The organism is Paraburkholderia acidisoli (genome assembly GCF_009789675.1).
In the GTDB taxonomy this organism is placed as follows: domain Bacteria; phylum Pseudomonadota; class Gammaproteobacteria; order Burkholderiales; family Burkholderiaceae; genus Paraburkholderia; species Paraburkholderia acidisoli.
This window is the reverse complement of the sequence record NZ_CP046916.1, coordinates 836,408-852,928: the sequence shown is the minus strand read 5'-3', so window position 1 is coordinate 852,928 and position 16,521 is coordinate 836,408. Positions and strand designations below refer to the sequence as shown.

Here is a 16,521-nt window from a genome sequence, read left to right as displayed (position 1 = left end):
CTAAAGCATCGAGCGGCCTTCGCCGCTCAAAAGCGGTCGATCATGCCGAGTTGCACGCCGCGCACGCCCGCGCCCGGCCATGACGGCGGCAGACCCGTGACGTTCACGCCGCGCAGCGTCATCGTGCCGGTGCCGCGGTTGCGCAGCCAGCCCGCGCTCGCGTAGAGCAGCACCTTTTTCGAAAGATCGTATTCGCAGGCCGCGCTGAGCTGGTCGGCGTCGTTGTCGCCGCCCGAGCGGTCGCTCATGTAGGTGTAGCCGAGCGAGGCGCGCAGGCGCGGCGTGACGGCATAGCGCGCCGAGACGGAAACGCCCGCGTCGTGATAGCGCGGCGTCCCGCCATCGCCATTGAAATACGACAGGAAGCCCGTGACGGGGCCGAACGCATACGACACGCCGCCGAGATTCGCACGCAAGGCGCCATCGCCGTTTTGCTGCTGATGCGCGTAGGAAATGCGAAACGGTCCGTGGCGCCACGCGAAGGTTTCGATGGTGCCCGCGAGACCGTTGGCGTCGTCGGAGGCGTCGCGCAGCGAGACCATCAGCGTGGTCGTGAAGCCGTGAACTTCCGGCGAGATATAGGTCACCGCGTTGCTCTCGTACGGCGTGATCTTCGAGAGATTGTTGAGACCCGAGGCGATGGTGCCCGCGCCGAACGCGTCGAGGCCGCCCTTGAACGGAATGTAGATTGGCGAATACTGGCGCCCGACGCGCACGGTGCCCCAGGGCGAGTCCATGCCGACCCACGCCTGGCGATTGAAAATGGTGTTCGCGACGGCGTAAGTGCCGTCGGTCGAGCCGAAGCCGTTCTCGATGTCGAACAGGATGCGGTAGCCGTTGCCGATGTCTTCCGCGCCGCGCAGGCCCACGCGCGAGCCGCGATACGCGCCGGAATCCATACGCGTGACCCAGCCGCCGCCGGGATTCGTCACTTCGATGCTGGTGTCGATCACGCCGTACAGCGTGACCGAGCTTTGCGCCTGTGCGCAGAGCGTGTGCGCCGCGAGTACCGGCAGAACGGCAAGCGTGCGTGTCGCGCGCGAGAGGTATTTCATGGGTTGTGTGCGAGAGAGGCGCGTGAATGGCGCGTTGAAGTCGCGCAGGACGCGCATGAGCGGCGCGGCTCGAAGGCCATCGCCGCGGCAGCGTCGCCACACCGAAACACGCGCGATAAAAAACGGCAGACGCGCTTGCCGTAGCGCACGCCTGCCGCGTTCTTCGAAGACCGCTCGTGAGCGCGCGCCCCCGGACTTCACAGCCCGGCGGCACACGCGTGGGTTACTGCTGCGGCAGCGCGTAGGCGATCACGTAATCGCCGAGCTTGGTGCCGAATGAGCCATGGCCGCCCGCCGCGATCACCACGTACTGGCGACCGTTGATCGAGTAGCTCATCGGCGTGGCCTGGCCGCCCGCGGGCAGGCGCGCCTGCCACAGTTGCGAGCCGTTGTTCACGTCGAACGCGCGGATATAGTTGTCGGCCGTCGCGCCGATGAAGGCCACGCCGCCCGCCGTCACGATCGGGCCGCCCAGCATCGGCATGCCCATCTTGAACGGCAGCGGGATCGGCGAGCTGTCACGCACCGTGCCGATGCGCTTCTTCCACACGATCTGGTTGGTCTTGAGATCGATCGCCGAGATATAGCCCCACGCGGGCTGCTTGCACGGCAGGCCGAGCGGCGAGAGGAACGCGTTGATCGTCACGCCGAACGGAATGCCGTACTGCGGCTGGATGCCCGATTCCGTGCCGCTGCCCTTCGCACCCGAGGCCGGTTCTTCCGGATTGCCCGGACCGCGCGGAATCAGCTTCGAGACGAACGGCAGCGCGATCGGGTTCGCAATGGCGATCTGGCGGTCGGTGTCCACGGCAATGCCGCCCCACTCGAACATGCCCAGGTTGCCCGGGAACACGAGCGTGCCCTGCTCCGAAGGCGGCGTGAACGTACCTTCATAGCGCAGCTTGTGGAACATCACGCGGCACATGAGCTGGTCGTACATCGTGGCGCCCCACATGTCCTTGTCGGTGAGATTCTTCGACGGACGATACGTGAGCTGCGAGAACGGCTGCGTGGGCGAGACATGGTCGCCCGCGGCGGCGCCTTGCGGTACCGGCGTTTCGGGCGCGGGCACCACGAGCGCGCCGGTGCGGCGGTCGAGCACGAACAGGTTGCCGGTTTTCGCGGGCGCGTAGACCACGGGCACGCTCTTGCCGTCCTTGTCGGTGATGTCGGCGAGCGTGGGCTGCGAGGGCTGGTCCATGTCCCAGAGATCGTGGTGCGCGCTCTGGTAGAACCACGCGAGCTTGCCGGTGGACGCGTGCAGCGCGAGCAGGCCGCTCGCGTAGCGTTCCTGCTCGGGCGTGCGATTGCCGCCCCAGATGTCCGGCGTGGTCACGCCCATCGGCAGATAGACCATGTCGAGCTTCGCGTCGTAGGCCGAAGGCGCCCACGAGTTCGGCGAATTCCACGTGTAGTGTTCGCCCGGACCCGGAATGTGATTGGGGTCCTTCGCGCCCGGATCGAATGCCCACACGAGCTGCCCCGTGCGCACGTCGAAGCCGCGAATCACGCCCGAAGGCTCGCGCGTCGAGAAGTTGTCCTCGACCGAACCCGCTACGATGATGACCTTCGGCGTGATGATCGGCGGCGAGGTCGGCTCGTACATGCCCGCGGTCGTGACCGGCTGCGCGTGTTGCAGGTCGAGGTCGCCGTTGTCGCCGAACTCGGTGCAGCGCTGGCCCGTGAGCGCGTCGAGCGCGTAGAGATGACCGTCGTTGACCGGCAGATAGATGCGGCGCGTGCAGGCGGCGTTGGCGTCGAGCGGCGCGGCGGCCGGCATCGTGCCCGGCACGCTGCTGGCGCTCGCGGCCGCATTCGCAGCGGTCGCGGCTGCGGCCTGGGCGTCCGAAGCGGCGGCTTGCGCGTTGGCTGCGGCGGCGCTGGCGGCCGTGGCCGAATCCGAGGCGGTTTTCGCCGCGACGATGGCGGCGATCGGGTCGCTCGCGCCCGCGGCGGCGGCAATCGCGCCCGAGGCGAGGTCGCTTGCCGGTGCGGCGGCTTGCGCGCCCGAAGCGGCGGCGTCCGAGGCGGCGGCAGGCGCGCCATTCGCCGCGGCGTTGCTATCGGCGCTCGCGGACAGGTCGATATACGAAACGCCGCGGCAGGTCACGTGCTGGAACGACGGATCGGCCTTCAACTGCGGGTCGAACTTCCACTTGAGCTGCCCCGTTTGCGCGTCGAGCGCGAACAGGATCTGATGCGGCGAGCACAGGTAGAGCAGATTGCCGATCTTGATCGGCGTGACTTCATCCGTGATCTCGACCGGATCGTTGGGGCCTTTCATGTCGCCGGTGCGGAAGGTCCACGCCACCTGCAGATTCTTCACGTTTTCCGGCGTGATCTGCTGCAGCGGCGAATAGCGGGTGCCTTCCTGGGTGCGCCCATACGCGGGCCAATCGGACGGGGCGATGCCCTCGATGTTCGCGCCGGGCGAACCGGTCGCGCCCGCGATCGTGCCGTTCACCTGCTGCGGGTCGTTGAAGTTCGCGTAGACGAGCACGCCCGCCCACACGAGCAGCGAGACCACGAGCGACACCACGCCGGTCTGGCGCGGCCGTTCGAGCTGCCAGCTCACGAACAGCAGCAGCCACACGCCGAACACGACGAGCACGCCCGAGCGCGGCGCGAGCGCCCAGAAGTCGGGACCCGACTCCCAGAGCGCCCAGATCGCCGTGCCCACCAGCACGATGGCGTAGAGCACGAATGCGGCGGGATTGCGTCGCCACAACAGGAACGCGAAGACGAGCAGCAGGATGCCCGTGACGAGGTAATACGGCGAGCCGCCGAGCGACAGCAGCCAGGCGCCGCCGATCAGCAGATAGAGCGCGGTGAGCAGCGCGAACAGCAATGAGAGTCCGCCGATGACGCCCAGCGATTTCGATGATCTGGTCATGATGTTCTCAACCTTCTTCGAAACATGCCGACAGGATGGCGATGGAGTGGGATGACGAGTGAGATAGCGAATGAAGCGGTCATTTCAGCATCAGAAAATGTGCATCATGCCGACGTAGGCGCCCGTCTGCGATTCGCCGGCCATCGGGCTCGTGGGCGAACTGGAGTCGCGCGGCGTGGCGAACACGGAGAAAGTACCGTTGCGGCTGTTATCGACATACGCGAGCGTGCCGTAGAGGAACGTACGCGCGCTCAGGTTATAGGTCGTGCCGAGCGCGTAGAGCGTGGCATGGCTGCCCGGGTCGTGCGCGGCGTCGCCGGAACCTTCGTTCACGTGGATATAGAAGCCGGCGGCGGTGACGGCCCATTTGGGCGTGGCCTGATACGTGGCGCCGAGCCAGTAGTGGTCGGCGCTATCGGCCATGCCCGCGGGCGTGTCGGGCGCGGCGTAGTGCGTGTACGCGGCCTGGATCTTGAACTTCTGCACGCGCAGATTGCCGCCCACGAAATATTCGCGCGAGGCCGTGAAGATGTTCGAGAAGCGCCCGCTCGAATCGCGCAGTTCGTCGTAGATGCCGCGCACGTCGAAGAGCGTCGAGTGATACGTGAGCATGATGCCGTCGGAGCGGCCGAAGTCGCCCGCGGCGCCGTTGTTGAAGCCACTTGCCTGATTGCCGAAGGCGTACTGCCCTTGCACGTCGAGACCGTGCCACACGGGGCTGTGATATTCGACGTTATTGCTGCTCTGCTGCCAGTTGCGCCCGCGCACGAGCGACGCCGACGACACCGCCTGCTGCACGAACGGATCGAATTCCCACACGCCGTCGCTGTCGATGAAGAGATTGCGGCCGGCCTGAATTTGGCCCCACGTCTCGTTCTTCAGACCCACGTAAGCGCGCCGCGAAAAGAGCCGGCCGCCGCCCGTGGTGCCGTTCATGATCTGCAAGGCGGTTTCGAGATCGAAGATCGCGGCCGAGCCGCCGCCCAGGTCTTCGGTGCCCTTGAAGCCGAGCATGCTAGTGCCCCAGTCGCCCCCTTCGGCGCTCCAGCGGCTGGCGGTTCCCCCGTTGCCGTTGGCGATGTGATTCAGATATTCGATACCGCCGTCCACGCGGCCATACAGCGTGACACTTGTTTGTGCCGATGCCGCTGAACTGGCGGCGAGCAGCACGACGGCGCCCAGAGTCGTTTTCACGTCAGCTTCCTGATGGAGTCTTTTGTCGTAGTCCGGCGGCGATGCCGGGGCGTTTCGGATGCCAATGCCTTTGCAAACGTGCTGCACGCGGTACGCAAAAAAGCATAGCGCTTCATGCAAAACGTCGCATTTCTGATGCGCATGCGCTCACGCGAACGTGGCGTCGACGCCGCGCGCGGCGAATGCAAGGAAGATTGCAGGCGGAATGGCTGCTCGCCTGTAGCACATTGCGTGCCGCGATATTGGCGGGCGAGACGGGCAAGGCAGGCGGCCCGTGGAAGCGCGCGTGCGGAATGCATCGCACGCGCGTTCAAAGAGAGGAAAAAGTATCGCGGTTATCGCGCGTCTTCGCGCGTGGGCGTTTGGGTGGCGTGCTCCGCGCGCGGGTCGGCGGGCTGAGCAACAGGTTGATCGTCAGCCTGATCCCCGGCCTGATTTTGCAGCGGATTGCGTGGCGTCTCCGCGCGCGGGCTCACGGCCCCGACCATCATGCGCCGCTGAAAATCGGGCAAGCGCCAGCCGTAATACAGCGAAGCCAGCCGCAGCGCCACGCACGCGGTCACGGCCACCCATGGCGTCCAGAACGGCGACCAGCCCGCATACGTGAGCCCGACCTGCACTGCCGCGCCGAGTAGCGCCGCCGACGCGTAAATATCGCGTTCGAGAATGGCGGGCACGCGCGAAAGCAGCACGTCGCGCATCACGCCGCCGCCCACCGCGCTGACGACACCGAGCACGAGCGCCATCTCCGCGCTTTCGCTGTAGGCGAGCGTTTTTTGCGCGCCCGCCACGGCGAAGAGCCCGAGCCCGATCGCGTCGAAGAACAGCACCGGATGCCGCAAGCGCCGCACTTGCGGATACGCGGCAATGGTGAGTAGCGTGGCCAGCAGCGACACCGCGAGATACGCCCAGTTGGCCAGACCCGCGGGCGGAATGGCGCCGATACACAGGTCGCGCACGATGCCGCCGCCGCACGCCACCATGAAGCTCACGACGATGATGCCGAACAGGTCGAGCCGCCGTTGCCTGCCAGCCACGGCGCCCGAGATCGCAAACGCGAACGTGCCGATCAGATCGAGCACCGTGTACGCGGTATGCACGTTGAGATGCGCGCTCATGTGCGCGCTTAGCACAGCATTCACGCCGCCTCGCTTTCGCGCCCGAGCCAGGCGGCGGCCGCGCACAGCATCGCTTCGAGTCCCGTGCGCAAGGTGGGTTCGAGCACGGGGGCGAACTTCGGCGAGTGATTGCCGGGAATCTCGTTGAGCTTCTTCGCGGCGCGCGCGGCCGCGTAGACCTGCGGATCGGTGCCGCCGACGAACCAGAACGCGTACGGTACGCCCCACTCGCGGCCGAACACGCTGAAGTCCTCGCTGGCGGCCGCGGGCTGCGTTTCATAGGCGCGCTCGCCGAAGCACGCGACGAACGCCGCGCGCAAACGCTCGCTCACCGCGTCGTCGTTGACCGTGAGCGGGTAACTCGAGAGCGTCGTGAATTCGGGCTCGCGCGGCGCGTTCGACGCCATGCATTCGGCGCAGCAGATGCGGCGGATCGCGCCCAGCATGTATTCGCGCACGTCTTCGTCGTAGGTGCGCATGTTGAGCTTGAGCGTGGCGTCGTCGGGAATGATGTTTTCCTTCGTGCCCGCCTGTAGCGCGCCGACCGTGAGCACGGCGCTGTCGCGCGGCGAGATCTCGCGCGAGACGATGGTTTGCAAACGCAACGTGGTGGAGGCCGCCATGATGACCGGATCGACCGAGGTCTGCGGCTGCGAACCGTGCGCGCCGCGCCCGAACAGCTTGACCTTGAGGCTGTCGCCCGCCGAAAGGATCGTGCCGCTGCGATAACCCACGGTGCCGGCCTCGCCCACCATCACATGCTGGCCGAGTATCACGTCGGGTTTCGGGAAGCGCGCGATCATGCCGTCGTCGATCATGCTGCGTGCGCCCCGCCCCACTTCCTCGCCCGGCTGGAACACGGCGAGCAGCGTGCCCTGCCAGGCGTCGAGATGCGCGGCCAGCAATTGCGCCGCGCCGAGCAGCCAGGTCACGTGCAGATCGTGGCCGCAGGCATGCGCGACGCCCACCTCGACGCCGTCTTCGTCTTTCGCCCTGACCGTGCTCGCGTAAGGCAGACCGGTGGCTTCGGTCACGGGCAGCGCGTCCATGTCGGCGCGCAGCATGACCGTGGGCCCCTCGCCGTTGCGCAGCAGCGCGACCACGCCGGTCACGCCCACTTCGCGCGTGACCTCGAAGCCGAGCTTTTCCATGCGCTCCGCCACGAGCGCGGCGGTGCGAAATTCCTGCATCGATAGTTCGGGATGCTGATGAATATCGCGGTAAACGGTTTCGAGTTCCGGCAGCAAAGCGCCGATGTCGGGCGCGAGTGCCTCGATCAGATTCGTCATGGACGACTCCTTGTTGCGTGTTTCCTTGAGCGACGTGCCGGCGGCCGTCAGTTTTCCTCGACGAGGCTCTGCGCGAGTTTCGCCAGCAATTGCCCGAGCGTTTCGCGCTCGCGCTCGGTGAGCACGGCGGCCAGTTCCGACTCGAGTTTCGAGCCCACTTTCTCCGAAGCCGTGGCGACCTTCGCGCCTTCCGGCGTGACGCGCAAGGCCACGCTGCGGCGGTCGGCGACATGCGCGCCGCGCGCGATCAGGCCGCGCGTTTCGAGTTCCGCGAGCGTTTTCGACAGCAGCGTTTTTTCTATCAGCGCGAGTTGCGAGACCGCTTTCGGCGTGATGCCGGGCTCGCTGCGAACGATGCGCAGCACACGCATGGCACGCACGTCGAGATCCCAGCGCTCGCGGTACACGGCGTTGGCGCGCTCGATCAGCAACGCACTGGTCTGGTCGAGCCTGAAGGTCAGAAAATCGGAGTACACAGGCGGGCTCCATCCGGCAATTGCTCGCCAGTATAGTCAAATAGTTGAAAATTTCAACTATTTGTCCGCAGCGGGCGCCGCGGGGAGTGCCCGTTTAATGCCATCGGAAGGCGCGGATGCGACCGCGCGGCGGGCCTTCCATTACAGGAAAGCCGCGCCGCGCCGGATGCAGCGGCCAGCGGGCACAGACGCCCGCCAGCGCGATGGTAACGTTACAAAACGTCGGTGCGTGGATTAGAACGCGTGACGCATGCCCACCGTGACGGCGACCTGGGTGTCGGTCGACGACGGCGAAAGCGTGTTGATCATCGCGTGCGAGAGCACCGAATTGCTCGGCGCGCCATGCACGTTCTGGAACACGCCTTCGAGGTAGAAGTCGGTGCGCTTGCTGAGCGCGTAATCCGTTTGCAGCATGGCCGTGTTCCAGCCCGGATTCGTGCCGTTGTAGGCGCCGTGCGTGTACGTGTAGGCGCCCGAGACCGACCATGCCGGGGTGAGCGCGTATTTCACGTTCGCTTCGAAGTTGTCGAGGCGCAGCGAGCCCGCGAGCGAACCCGACGACGTGTCGCCCGAGCCGAGGTACGAGCCCGTGCCGAACGAGAACACGCCCGAGGCGTTGTCGATCTGCGAGTGGCTCCAGACGAGGCCGACGGTTGCCGGGCCGTAGGTGTAGTTGCCGCCGAGCGACCAGACGCGTTGACGTTGCGCGATGAAGTTCGCGCTGGCGTCGCTGCTCGTGACCGCGCCGCTGCCGCTGCCCGCGTCGTTCAGTTGCAGGTAGCCTGCCGCGAGGTTCAGCGGGCCCTGGTTGTACGAGACCGCGAAGCCGTACGAGCGGTTGTTCGCGAAGTTGCCTGCCTGGTTGCTGAACGAGTACATCGTCTCGAACGTGAGGCCGTACCACACCGGGCTCGCGTACTTGACCGAGTTGTTGATGACGACCGAGTTGGCCGAGAGGTTATCGTTCTCGAACGGGTGACCCGCGAGGCTGCCGCCCCACGTATTGAATTCGGCGGTGAGCGGACCGACCAGATCGTTCATCACGTCGAACTGACGGCCGAACGTGAGCGTGCCGTACGGATCGCTTTGCAGACCGACCCAGGCCTGCGAGCCGAACATGTCGCCGGAGAACGCCTGGGCGCCATTGTTCAGCAGAAAGCCTTGCTCGAGCTTGAAGATCGCATGCAGACCGCCGCCCAGATCTTCGGAACCCTTCAGGCCGAACACGGTGTTCTGCGTCGAGCTGCTGTTGAGCTGCCAGTTGCTGTGGCCCTGCTGGTTGTTCGTGTAGACGAGACCGGTGTCGATCAGGCCGTACAGCGTCACGCTGCTTTGCGCATGTGCCGAAATAGCGAAAGCGCCCATGAGTGCCGCGGCGAGTAGCGATTTTTTCATATTGATTTAGCTCCGAGAGTCGAGTCGATGTTGCCAATGCCTGCGCCGGGCACCATGCGAGTGCATGGCATGCGCGTGAATTCCGTCCACTGCAATTGCTGTATTGAATTTTTATGGCGGCGATTATTGCGAATTACGCAATTCATCGCTGCCTGCATTCAAGCAATCAGGAAAAAATTCGCGCGGCGAGAGACCGGCGCAAAAACGAACAGCCGCATCATAGAGCGTCGAAAATAAAAACGGTGTTGAAATTCGGGGGACGTGGCGTCAAAAGCACATCGTCGGCAAGGCACTCGACGCGAGCCGGCGAATGTGCCGTTATCGAAACATTGCCAAGGCGCGATAAGAAGCGTTACATAATGCTTTCAATCCGATCGATTAACGGCATTCGTCAAGAAGATTATTGGCGCGGCGAACACGCGAATTACGACCTTTGATTCATCGATATTGCGGCGTTTAAATGCGCTTTATATCGACATGAATTGATGCGATACGACTCACTGCGCCGCCAGCCGTTGCGCCGAGAAACGCAAACCGTCGAACAGGCGCTCCGCCACGCGCACGGGAAAGCCTTCGGGCAGCGTGGCCGCAACGGCGTCGATGGCGTGCGGCGTGCGTTCGATCAGCCGCTCCACGAGCGGCGTGGCGTCGACGCCGTAGTAGCACAGGCGCGCGGTGGCGTCGAAATGCGCGCGCTTCACGTCGCGCATGCGGTAGTGGCGCGCCTTGCCCCACACGGCCATGGCCAGCGAGGCCTTGTGCCACGACCACTGGTTGCCGCCGTCGCCCTCCACGGGCCAGATCGACATGACGTCGTAGAGCGGCGCGAGTTGAAAGCGGCCGCCCGGCAACAGGCGCAGGCTGAAATTCTTCGCGTGGCCGTCGGGCGCGGCAAGCATCCAGAAGACGATTTGCGCGGCCAGAAACGTTTCGAGGTCCTCGCGCGGCTGTTGCGACTGGCGCAGCAAACCCGCGATGTCGCGCACGCCGGGACCGCCATGCGCCTCGTATTTGCGATGCGGCGGCACGCCCAGCGCCTGGCAGAAGTCCTCCTGCGGCAGGCGCAGCAGCGCGCCGCTGCGCGAGAGCGCGCGGTCGAAGCGCTCGACGCACAGCACTTTTTGCGCGCCAAACGTCAGGATTTGCGCGTTCGACGCGGGCAAGCCGTAGGCTTTTAGCAGCGCGAGACACAGCCATTCGTTTTCGACCGAGGTGTTGAAATCCACCTTGCGATGGCCGATAAAACCGAGCGGCAGCTTGAGGATGTGCGTGGTGGGTGTCGCGCCGCGCGGCAGGCGCCAACGGCCGCGATGGCGCAGCAGCGCCGTTTTTTCCTGCGCCCCCGCCAGCGAAATGCGCAGTTCGTCGCTTTCCTCCTGGGCGCCCGGCAGCGCTCCCGAGGTTTCGAGCAACAGCCGCTCGATGGCTGCTTCGCTCAGCGGGGTGCCCTCGATGCGGTCGACGTGTTCGGGCGCCTCGTCCTCGTCGAGCAATTGCACGGCGCCCACGCAGTCACGGCCGATCGCCTTGAGCAGGTCGAATGCGTCGAGCGTGTCGGTGCGAAAGCGCGCGGCAATGCGGCGGCGGATCTGCGGGCTGTCCGGCAACAGATTGTCGAAATAGTGATGCACGCGCTCGCCGCGCAGCGGCACCTCGCCGATCCCGAACGGCAACGAGAGCGAGAGCGGCCGGCCGACCGCCGAGCGCTTCCAGTTGGCGTCGTAGCGCAGTTCGGTGTCGCCGGTGGGCGTGACGACCCATGTGCCGACGCGTTCGCCATTGGCCCAGATCGACAGCGCGCGCGAATGCGATTTGCGGCCCATCTCACCACTCCGGCGTATCGACGCCCGGCTTATCGACGCCCGCCGCATCCGCGCCCGACTTGTCAGCGCGCGCGCGTGGCGAGGCCGCTTCGCGCGACTGCACGCAGAGTTCGAGCCCGTAGAGTGCGAACAATGCGAGCATCTGGTCGAGCGACAGGCTCGCGGTGCTGGTGGTTTCGAGCGCGGAAAGCCGCGGCTGGCCGACGCCGAGTTGCGCCGCGGCCTGCGCCTGGGTCAGGCCGCTGTCCTTGCGCGCGGACTGCAGGATTTCGCCGAGCGCTGCCGGGGTCGGGACGATGATCTTCATGGCATATTCCTGTGAGGCATAAATCGATTATATGCCTGTGGCGAATATTCACAAGATATCGCTGATAGCAATAAAAAGATTTTATCGCTCACACGAATAAGAACACCACTTACGCCGATGTCTCAGGCGCGCACCGCCTCACCCCGTTCGTGCGCGCGCACGTCGAACGCGCCGCCCGTGAGCGTCTGGTCGCGCAGCGTCACGGGTTTCTTGCCAGGCAACAGCGGGAACACGAGTTCGGCGAAACGGATCGATTCTTCCAGATGCGGATAACCCGAGAGCACGAAGCTGTCCGCGCCCGCATCGACATATTCCTTCAGGCGCAGCGCCACCGTTTCCGCGTCGCCGACGAGCGCCGTGCCCGCTCCGCCGCGCACGAGCCCCACGCCGGCCCACAGGTTCGGACTGATCTCGAGCTTGTCGCGGTTGCCGCCGTGCAGCTCGGCCATGCGGCGCTGCCCCACCGAATCCATGCGCGCGTAATTTTCCTGCGCGCGGCGAATGTCGTCTTCGTCGAGCTTGCTGATAAGGCGATTCGCGGCGGCCCACGCCTCTTCGCTGGTTTCGCGCACGATCACGTGCAGGCGCACGCCGAGCTTGAGCGTGCGGCCGTGACGCGCGGCGCGCGCGCGAATGTCGGCAAACTTCTGCGCGACGGCTTCGGGCGGCTCGCCCCACGTGAGATAGGCGTCCACGTGTTTGGCGGCCAGTTCGTGCGCCGCCGGCGACGACCCGCCGAAGTACAGCGGCGGATACGGCGTCTGCACCGGCGCGTGGAAATTCTGCGCGTTCTCCACTCGTAGATGTTTGCCTTCGTAGTTGACCTTCTCGCCTCGCAAGAGGTCGCGCCAGACCGTGAGGAATTCGTCGGCGGCTTCATAGCGTTCGTCGTGCGCGAGAAACACGCCATCGGCCGCCAGTTCGGTGGCGTCGCCGCCGGGCACCACGTTGAGCAGCAGCCGGCCGTTCAAGGCCTGATCGAGCGTGGCCGCCTGGCGCGCCGAAGCCGTCGGGCCGCCCAGCGAGGTGCGCAGCGCCACCAGCAGCTTGATGCGCCGCGTGACCGGCGCGAGGCTCGCGGCCGTCACCCACGGGTCGAGGCAACTGCTGCCGGTGGGAATCAGCAGGCCGTCGTAGCCGAGTTCTTCGGCGGTCACGGCAATCTGGCGCAGGTAGGCGTTGGTCGGCGCGCGGCCGAAATCGGATTTGCCGAGATAGCGGGTGTCGCCGGAAGTCGGCAAGAACCAGAAAATGTCGAGACTCATCGAAGATCCTGCAGCGGATGAAATGGGAAGGCCGCGCACGGCAGAAATGGGCGCTATCGCGTGGCAATCGCCGTCCGTGCGTCGAACGGCATCGGTCGCCCATTGAAACAGCCGGCGGCGCTTTCCCCTACCAGTTAATCGGCAATTGCATATGACGATTCCGGCTATGCGCGCCCGTGGCGGATCGCGCGCGGGCCTGCGCCGACCGTTGCGGCGTTCCGTCGCGAACGGCAAGGACGGCGCGGCTCGCCTAGACTGTGGGTTGCATCGCCTCGTTATCGCCGGTTACCGCTGACCGTGACGGCCGGCTGTCGTTATCGACGATTCGCATCGACCAACCCGCCACAGGGAGACGCTGCCATGGATACGAAAACCGTGAAAATTCCCGGCCCCGATCATCCGATCACGATCGAACCCGCGCCCGCGCGCGTGGTGGTCAAATCGGGCGGCCGCGTGATCGCCGACACCCGCCGCGCCCTCGCCCTGCGCGAAGCCAGCTATCCCGCGGTGTTCTACATCCCGCGCGAAGACGCCGACCTCGCCTCGCTCGCGCGCACCGACCACACGAGCTGGTGCCCCTATAAGGGCACCGCGTCGTATTACTCGATCACGCCGGGCGGCGAACGCGCGGGCAACGCGGTGTGGAGCTACGAGACGCCGCATGACGCCGTGGCCGCGATCAAGGACCATCTCGCGTTCTATCCCGACCGCGTCGATTCGATCGAAACGCTGCCTTGATGCGGCACGTACGCCGGGCGCACCGCCAGAGAAATAGGCGGCGTGCGCGCGCCCGACGTCGTCGATGTGAGACACGCCAGCGCCGCGGATCCTGAAGGTTCGCCCCGTACGTGCCGTTAATCAGACAGGTTCACTGCACGTCCCGGCGAAGGATTCGGCCGCTCCGGCGCCGCGCTATCTGCATCGGCGACGCTCACAGGGGCGTGAAGGTGTGCCAGGATTCGGTTATTCGCGCGCGGCGCCGGCCGCGCCCCGTTCCCCTACCTCGCACCGATATGCAACAAGGCACCCCGGCTACGGCCGCCAGCTTCGCCAACATGGGCGTCGACCTGCTCGACTTCTTCGACGTCACGCCCACGTCGCTCTGGCTCGAAGACTATAGCCAGCTGCGCGCGCTGTTCGAGCGTTGGCGCGCGCAAGGCGTCACCGACCTGCGGCGCTTTCTGGAAGAAGACCCGCGCCGCGTGGCCGAATGCTCGGCGTGCATACGCGTGCTCAAGGTCAACCGGCACACGCTCTCGCTCTACGGTGCGCGCGACTACGAAGAACTCTCCGCGCATCTCTCCGAAGTGCTGCGCGACGACATGTTCCAGGCCCACGTGGGCGAACTGGAGCAGATGTGGACCGGCAGCGCCACCTTCGAAAGCAAGAGCGTGAACTACACGCTGGCGGGCCGGCGCATGGACATTCTGCTGCGCGGCGTGATCCTGCCCGGCCACGAAGACGATTGGAGCCGCGTGCTGGTGTCGATCGAGGATGTCTCCGCGCTCGAAGAGGCGCGTCATCGCGCGGCGGCGAGCGAACAGTACGCACTGGGCGTGTTCGAGCACGCGCCGGTGTCGCTGTGGGTGGAAGATTTTTCGGCGATCCGCGATCTGCTCGACGAAGTGCGCATGCAGGGCATCGTCGACTTTCGCACCTTCACCGACGTGCATCCGGAATTCGTCGAACGCTGCATGAGCGAGATTCGCGTGCTCGACGTCAACCACTACACGCTCGGCATGTTCCGCGTGCCGGACAAAGCCACGCTGCTCGCGCGCCTCCCCGACGTGTTCCGCGACGAAATGCGCCCGCACTTTCGCGAGCAGTTGCTCGACCTGTGGGAAGGCCGCCTGTTCCAGCAACGCGAAGTCGTGAACTACGCGCTCGACGGCAGCGAGTTGAACGTGCACTTGCAGTTCTCCGTGTTTCCCGGCCACGAGGCGAAGTGGGATCTCGTGCTGCTCGCGCTCACCGACATCACGGCGCGCAAGAAAGCCGAGGCGTACCTGGAGTTCCTCGGCAAGCACGACGTGCTTACGAAGCTCAAGAACCGTTCGTTTTATGTCGACGAAATCAATCGCCTGCAACGCAAAGGGCCGTTCCCGGTTAGCGCGATCGTCCTCGACATGGACAACCTCAAGGCCGTGAACGATCAGCTCGGCCACGCGGCCGGAGATGCGCTGCTGCGTCGCGCGGGCGAGGCGCTCGCGAAGGCGATTCAGAAGCCGTATCAGGCGGCGCGGATCGGCGGCGACGAATTCGCGGTGCTGCTGCCGGGCGCGGACGTGCGCGATGCGGCGATCGTGGCGGACAGCATCACGAAGCTCGTCGAGCTCAACAATCAGTTCTATGGCGGCCCGAAGCTGAGTTTTTCGCTCGGCGTGGCGAGCTGCGAGGAAGGCGACAACGTGGAAACGATGCTGCGCGAAGCCGATGCGGCGATGTACGAGGCCAAGCGCCGTCGCAATGAAAACGCGCGCGCGCCAATGGAAGCGGAAGCGGTCGGCAAGGATGTGACCGGCAAGGCGTGACGCGAGTTCGGCGTGCAGCGGCGCGCTTCGTTATTGCACAAAACGAGGCGTATCGGACACGGCGGAAGGTGGATCAGAACAGGATCGCGGCCGGCCTATGAGCGCACGGTCGATCTTGATGCCGAGAGAGAACGATGAGACGGGGGAAGCGCGCCGCCACGGGGGAGAAGACGCGTCGCACGCGCCGGCCATACGGGCCGCGCGTGCGAGCGCCTGGCGGCGGCCTTTACATCACGACGCGTTGACGGCGTCCTTGAAGGCCTTGCCTGCGGTGAACTTCACCGTTTTTGCAGCGGCAATCTGGATCTCCTCGCCCGTGGCCGGGTTGCGGCCCACGCGAGCGGCACGCTGGCCAGTCGAGAACGAACCGAAGCCGACGAGCTGCACGGAGTCACCCGACGTGACCGCACGCGTGACGACCTCGAGGATCGCGTCGATCGCGGCGCCCGTGGCAGCCTTGGTTTCGCCCGTGCTTGCGGCGACTGCGTCAATGAGTTCCTGTTTGTTCATCTGCTACCTGTTTTGAGTTGAGAAAACCTGCATACCCTACCTCACGCGCGCGAAACAGGCAAATCGCGTTGCATATGGAAACGCGTGTAAAGCCCGACCGGCACGTGTTTTGCGGTTCGCCGCGGGTTGCGGCGAAGGTCGAATCAATAGCACAACCCGAAGACAGTGTGTAGAAAAAACACGGGCGAATCGTTCGAAATAACAAAAATAAACGGGAAATCGATTTCAATACGTTCGCTTTTGTCAATTTTTAAAGCGCGTCGAAAGGCGCGATTTAATCAGGATTGCGATGCAATGGATCGCGGGGAATATGACGTAACCCGGATCGATGCGCGAGTTGCGAATGGCTGGAGTTATCGTGTCTGAAAACGTCAAAATCCGGCTGTATCCGTGCAGTTTGCGTTGTGTATCGCGTGCATCAAGCTGAGCCGTAAATAATATAACGCAAACCGTAAAATATCTGACGATTCAAGCTATTTTATTTGACATTAATCCTATAATGTCGACCTTAGGACGATGGCACCCTAAATTTCCCACGAGACGCCATAGTTGCCCGCGCAGCCCATCCAACATCGCAAAGCGCGCCCGTTTTCGCCCCGCATCCTCTCCTTTCGGACAAGTATTCGCCCATCGCCGACATCGCGCGCCACGGCGCGCCGCAACGG

The 16,521-nt window shown here is 64.9% G+C and carries 13 protein-coding genes and 1 pseudogene; 3 read left to right on the top strand and 11 right to left on the bottom strand.

The genetic code is table 11. The annotated features are described in order from the left end of the window. Positions 1–26: 26 nt before the first annotated feature. The 7 genes and pseudogenes from FAZ98_RS32720 to FAZ98_RS32690 all read right to left on the bottom strand — a co-directional run bounded on the left by FAZ98_RS32720 (position 27) and on the right by FAZ98_RS32690 (position 9,420). Positions 27–1,055 carry a porin gene (locus tag FAZ98_RS32720; protein ID WP_158957969.1) on the bottom strand — a complete coding sequence of 343 codons (1,029 nt, stop codon included), beginning with the start codon at positions 1,053–1,055 and terminating at the stop codon, positions 27–29. A gap of 223 nt (positions 1,056–1,278) precedes the next feature. After that, a complete protein-coding gene (locus tag FAZ98_RS32715) occupies positions 1,279–3,948 on the bottom strand; it encodes a glucose/quinate/shikimate family membrane-bound PQQ-dependent dehydrogenase (RefSeq protein ID WP_158957967.1) in 2,670 nt (889 codons plus the stop codon). Positions 3,949–4,038: 90 nt separating this feature from the next. Beyond that, entirely contained in the window at positions 4,039–5,142 is a 1,104-nt protein-coding gene (locus FAZ98_RS32710; protein WP_158957965.1) for a porin, read from the bottom strand. 482 nt (positions 5,143–5,624) lie between these two features. Beyond that, positions 5,625–6,260, bottom strand: a pseudogene (locus FAZ98_RS32705) (trimeric intracellular cation channel family protein); the annotation flags it as partial. Positions 6,261–6,280: 20 nt separating this feature from the next. Next, a complete protein-coding gene (locus FAZ98_RS32700; RefSeq protein WP_158957963.1) occupies positions 6,281–7,549 on the bottom strand; it encodes a M20 family metallopeptidase in 1,269 nt (422 codons plus the stop codon). Between the two features lie 47 nt (positions 7,550–7,596). Continuing rightward, on the bottom strand, positions 7,597–8,025 hold the full coding sequence (locus tag FAZ98_RS32695; protein WP_158957961.1) for a MarR family winged helix-turn-helix transcriptional regulator: 429 nt from the start codon (positions 8,023–8,025) through the stop codon (positions 7,597–7,599). 234 nt (positions 8,026–8,259) lie between these two features. Further along, the gene (locus tag FAZ98_RS32690; protein WP_158957959.1) at positions 8,260–9,420 is read right to left on the bottom strand and encodes a porin; all 1,161 of its coding nucleotides are present in this window, start codon (positions 9,418–9,420) and stop codon (positions 8,260–8,262) included. Positions 9,421–9,533: 113 nt separating this feature from the next. Between FAZ98_RS32690 and FAZ98_RS32685 the strand changes: the two genes are divergently transcribed. Further along, a complete protein-coding gene (locus FAZ98_RS32685) occupies positions 9,534–9,857 on the top strand; it encodes a hypothetical protein (RefSeq protein ID WP_158957957.1) in 324 nt (107 codons plus the stop codon). Positions 9,858–9,917: 60 nt separating this feature from the next. Here FAZ98_RS32685 and FAZ98_RS32680 read toward each other — a convergent pair whose 3' ends face one another. The 3 genes from FAZ98_RS32680 to ssuD all read right to left on the bottom strand — a co-directional run bounded on the left by FAZ98_RS32680 (position 9,918) and on the right by ssuD (position 12,815). Beyond that, positions 9,918–11,243 (bottom strand): type II toxin-antitoxin system HipA family toxin, encoded by a 1,326-nt coding sequence (locus tag FAZ98_RS32680; RefSeq protein WP_158957955.1) that lies wholly within the window; start codon positions 11,241–11,243, stop codon positions 9,918–9,920. 1 nt (position 11,244) lies between these two features. Then, entirely contained in the window at positions 11,245–11,550 is a 306-nt protein-coding gene (locus FAZ98_RS32675) for a helix-turn-helix domain-containing protein (RefSeq protein WP_158957953.1), read from the bottom strand. Between the two features lie 122 nt (positions 11,551–11,672). After that, positions 11,673–12,815, bottom strand: a complete 1,143-nt coding sequence (ssuD, locus tag FAZ98_RS32670; protein ID WP_158957951.1) for an FMNH2-dependent alkanesulfonate monooxygenase — start codon at positions 12,813–12,815, stop codon at positions 11,673–11,675. A 360-nt stretch (positions 12,816–13,175) separates the two neighbouring features. Here ssuD and FAZ98_RS32665 point away from each other — a divergent pair, with 360 nt between their 5' ends. After that, positions 13,176–13,553: a DUF427 domain-containing protein gene (locus tag FAZ98_RS32665; RefSeq protein WP_158957949.1), complete on the top strand. Its 378-nt coding sequence runs from the start codon at positions 13,176–13,178 to the stop codon at positions 13,551–13,553. A gap of 275 nt (positions 13,554–13,828) precedes the next feature. Further along, the gene (locus tag FAZ98_RS32660; protein WP_233272968.1) at positions 13,829–15,346 is read left to right on the top strand and encodes a sensor domain-containing diguanylate cyclase; all 1,518 of its coding nucleotides are present in this window, start codon (positions 13,829–13,831) and stop codon (positions 15,344–15,346) included. A 231-nt stretch (positions 15,347–15,577) separates the two neighbouring features. Here FAZ98_RS32660 and FAZ98_RS32655 read toward each other — a convergent pair whose 3' ends face one another. Continuing rightward, entirely contained in the window at positions 15,578–15,856 is a 279-nt protein-coding gene (locus tag FAZ98_RS32655) for an HU family DNA-binding protein (RefSeq protein ID WP_158957947.1), read from the bottom strand. Positions 15,857–16,521: the final 665 nt, after the last annotated feature.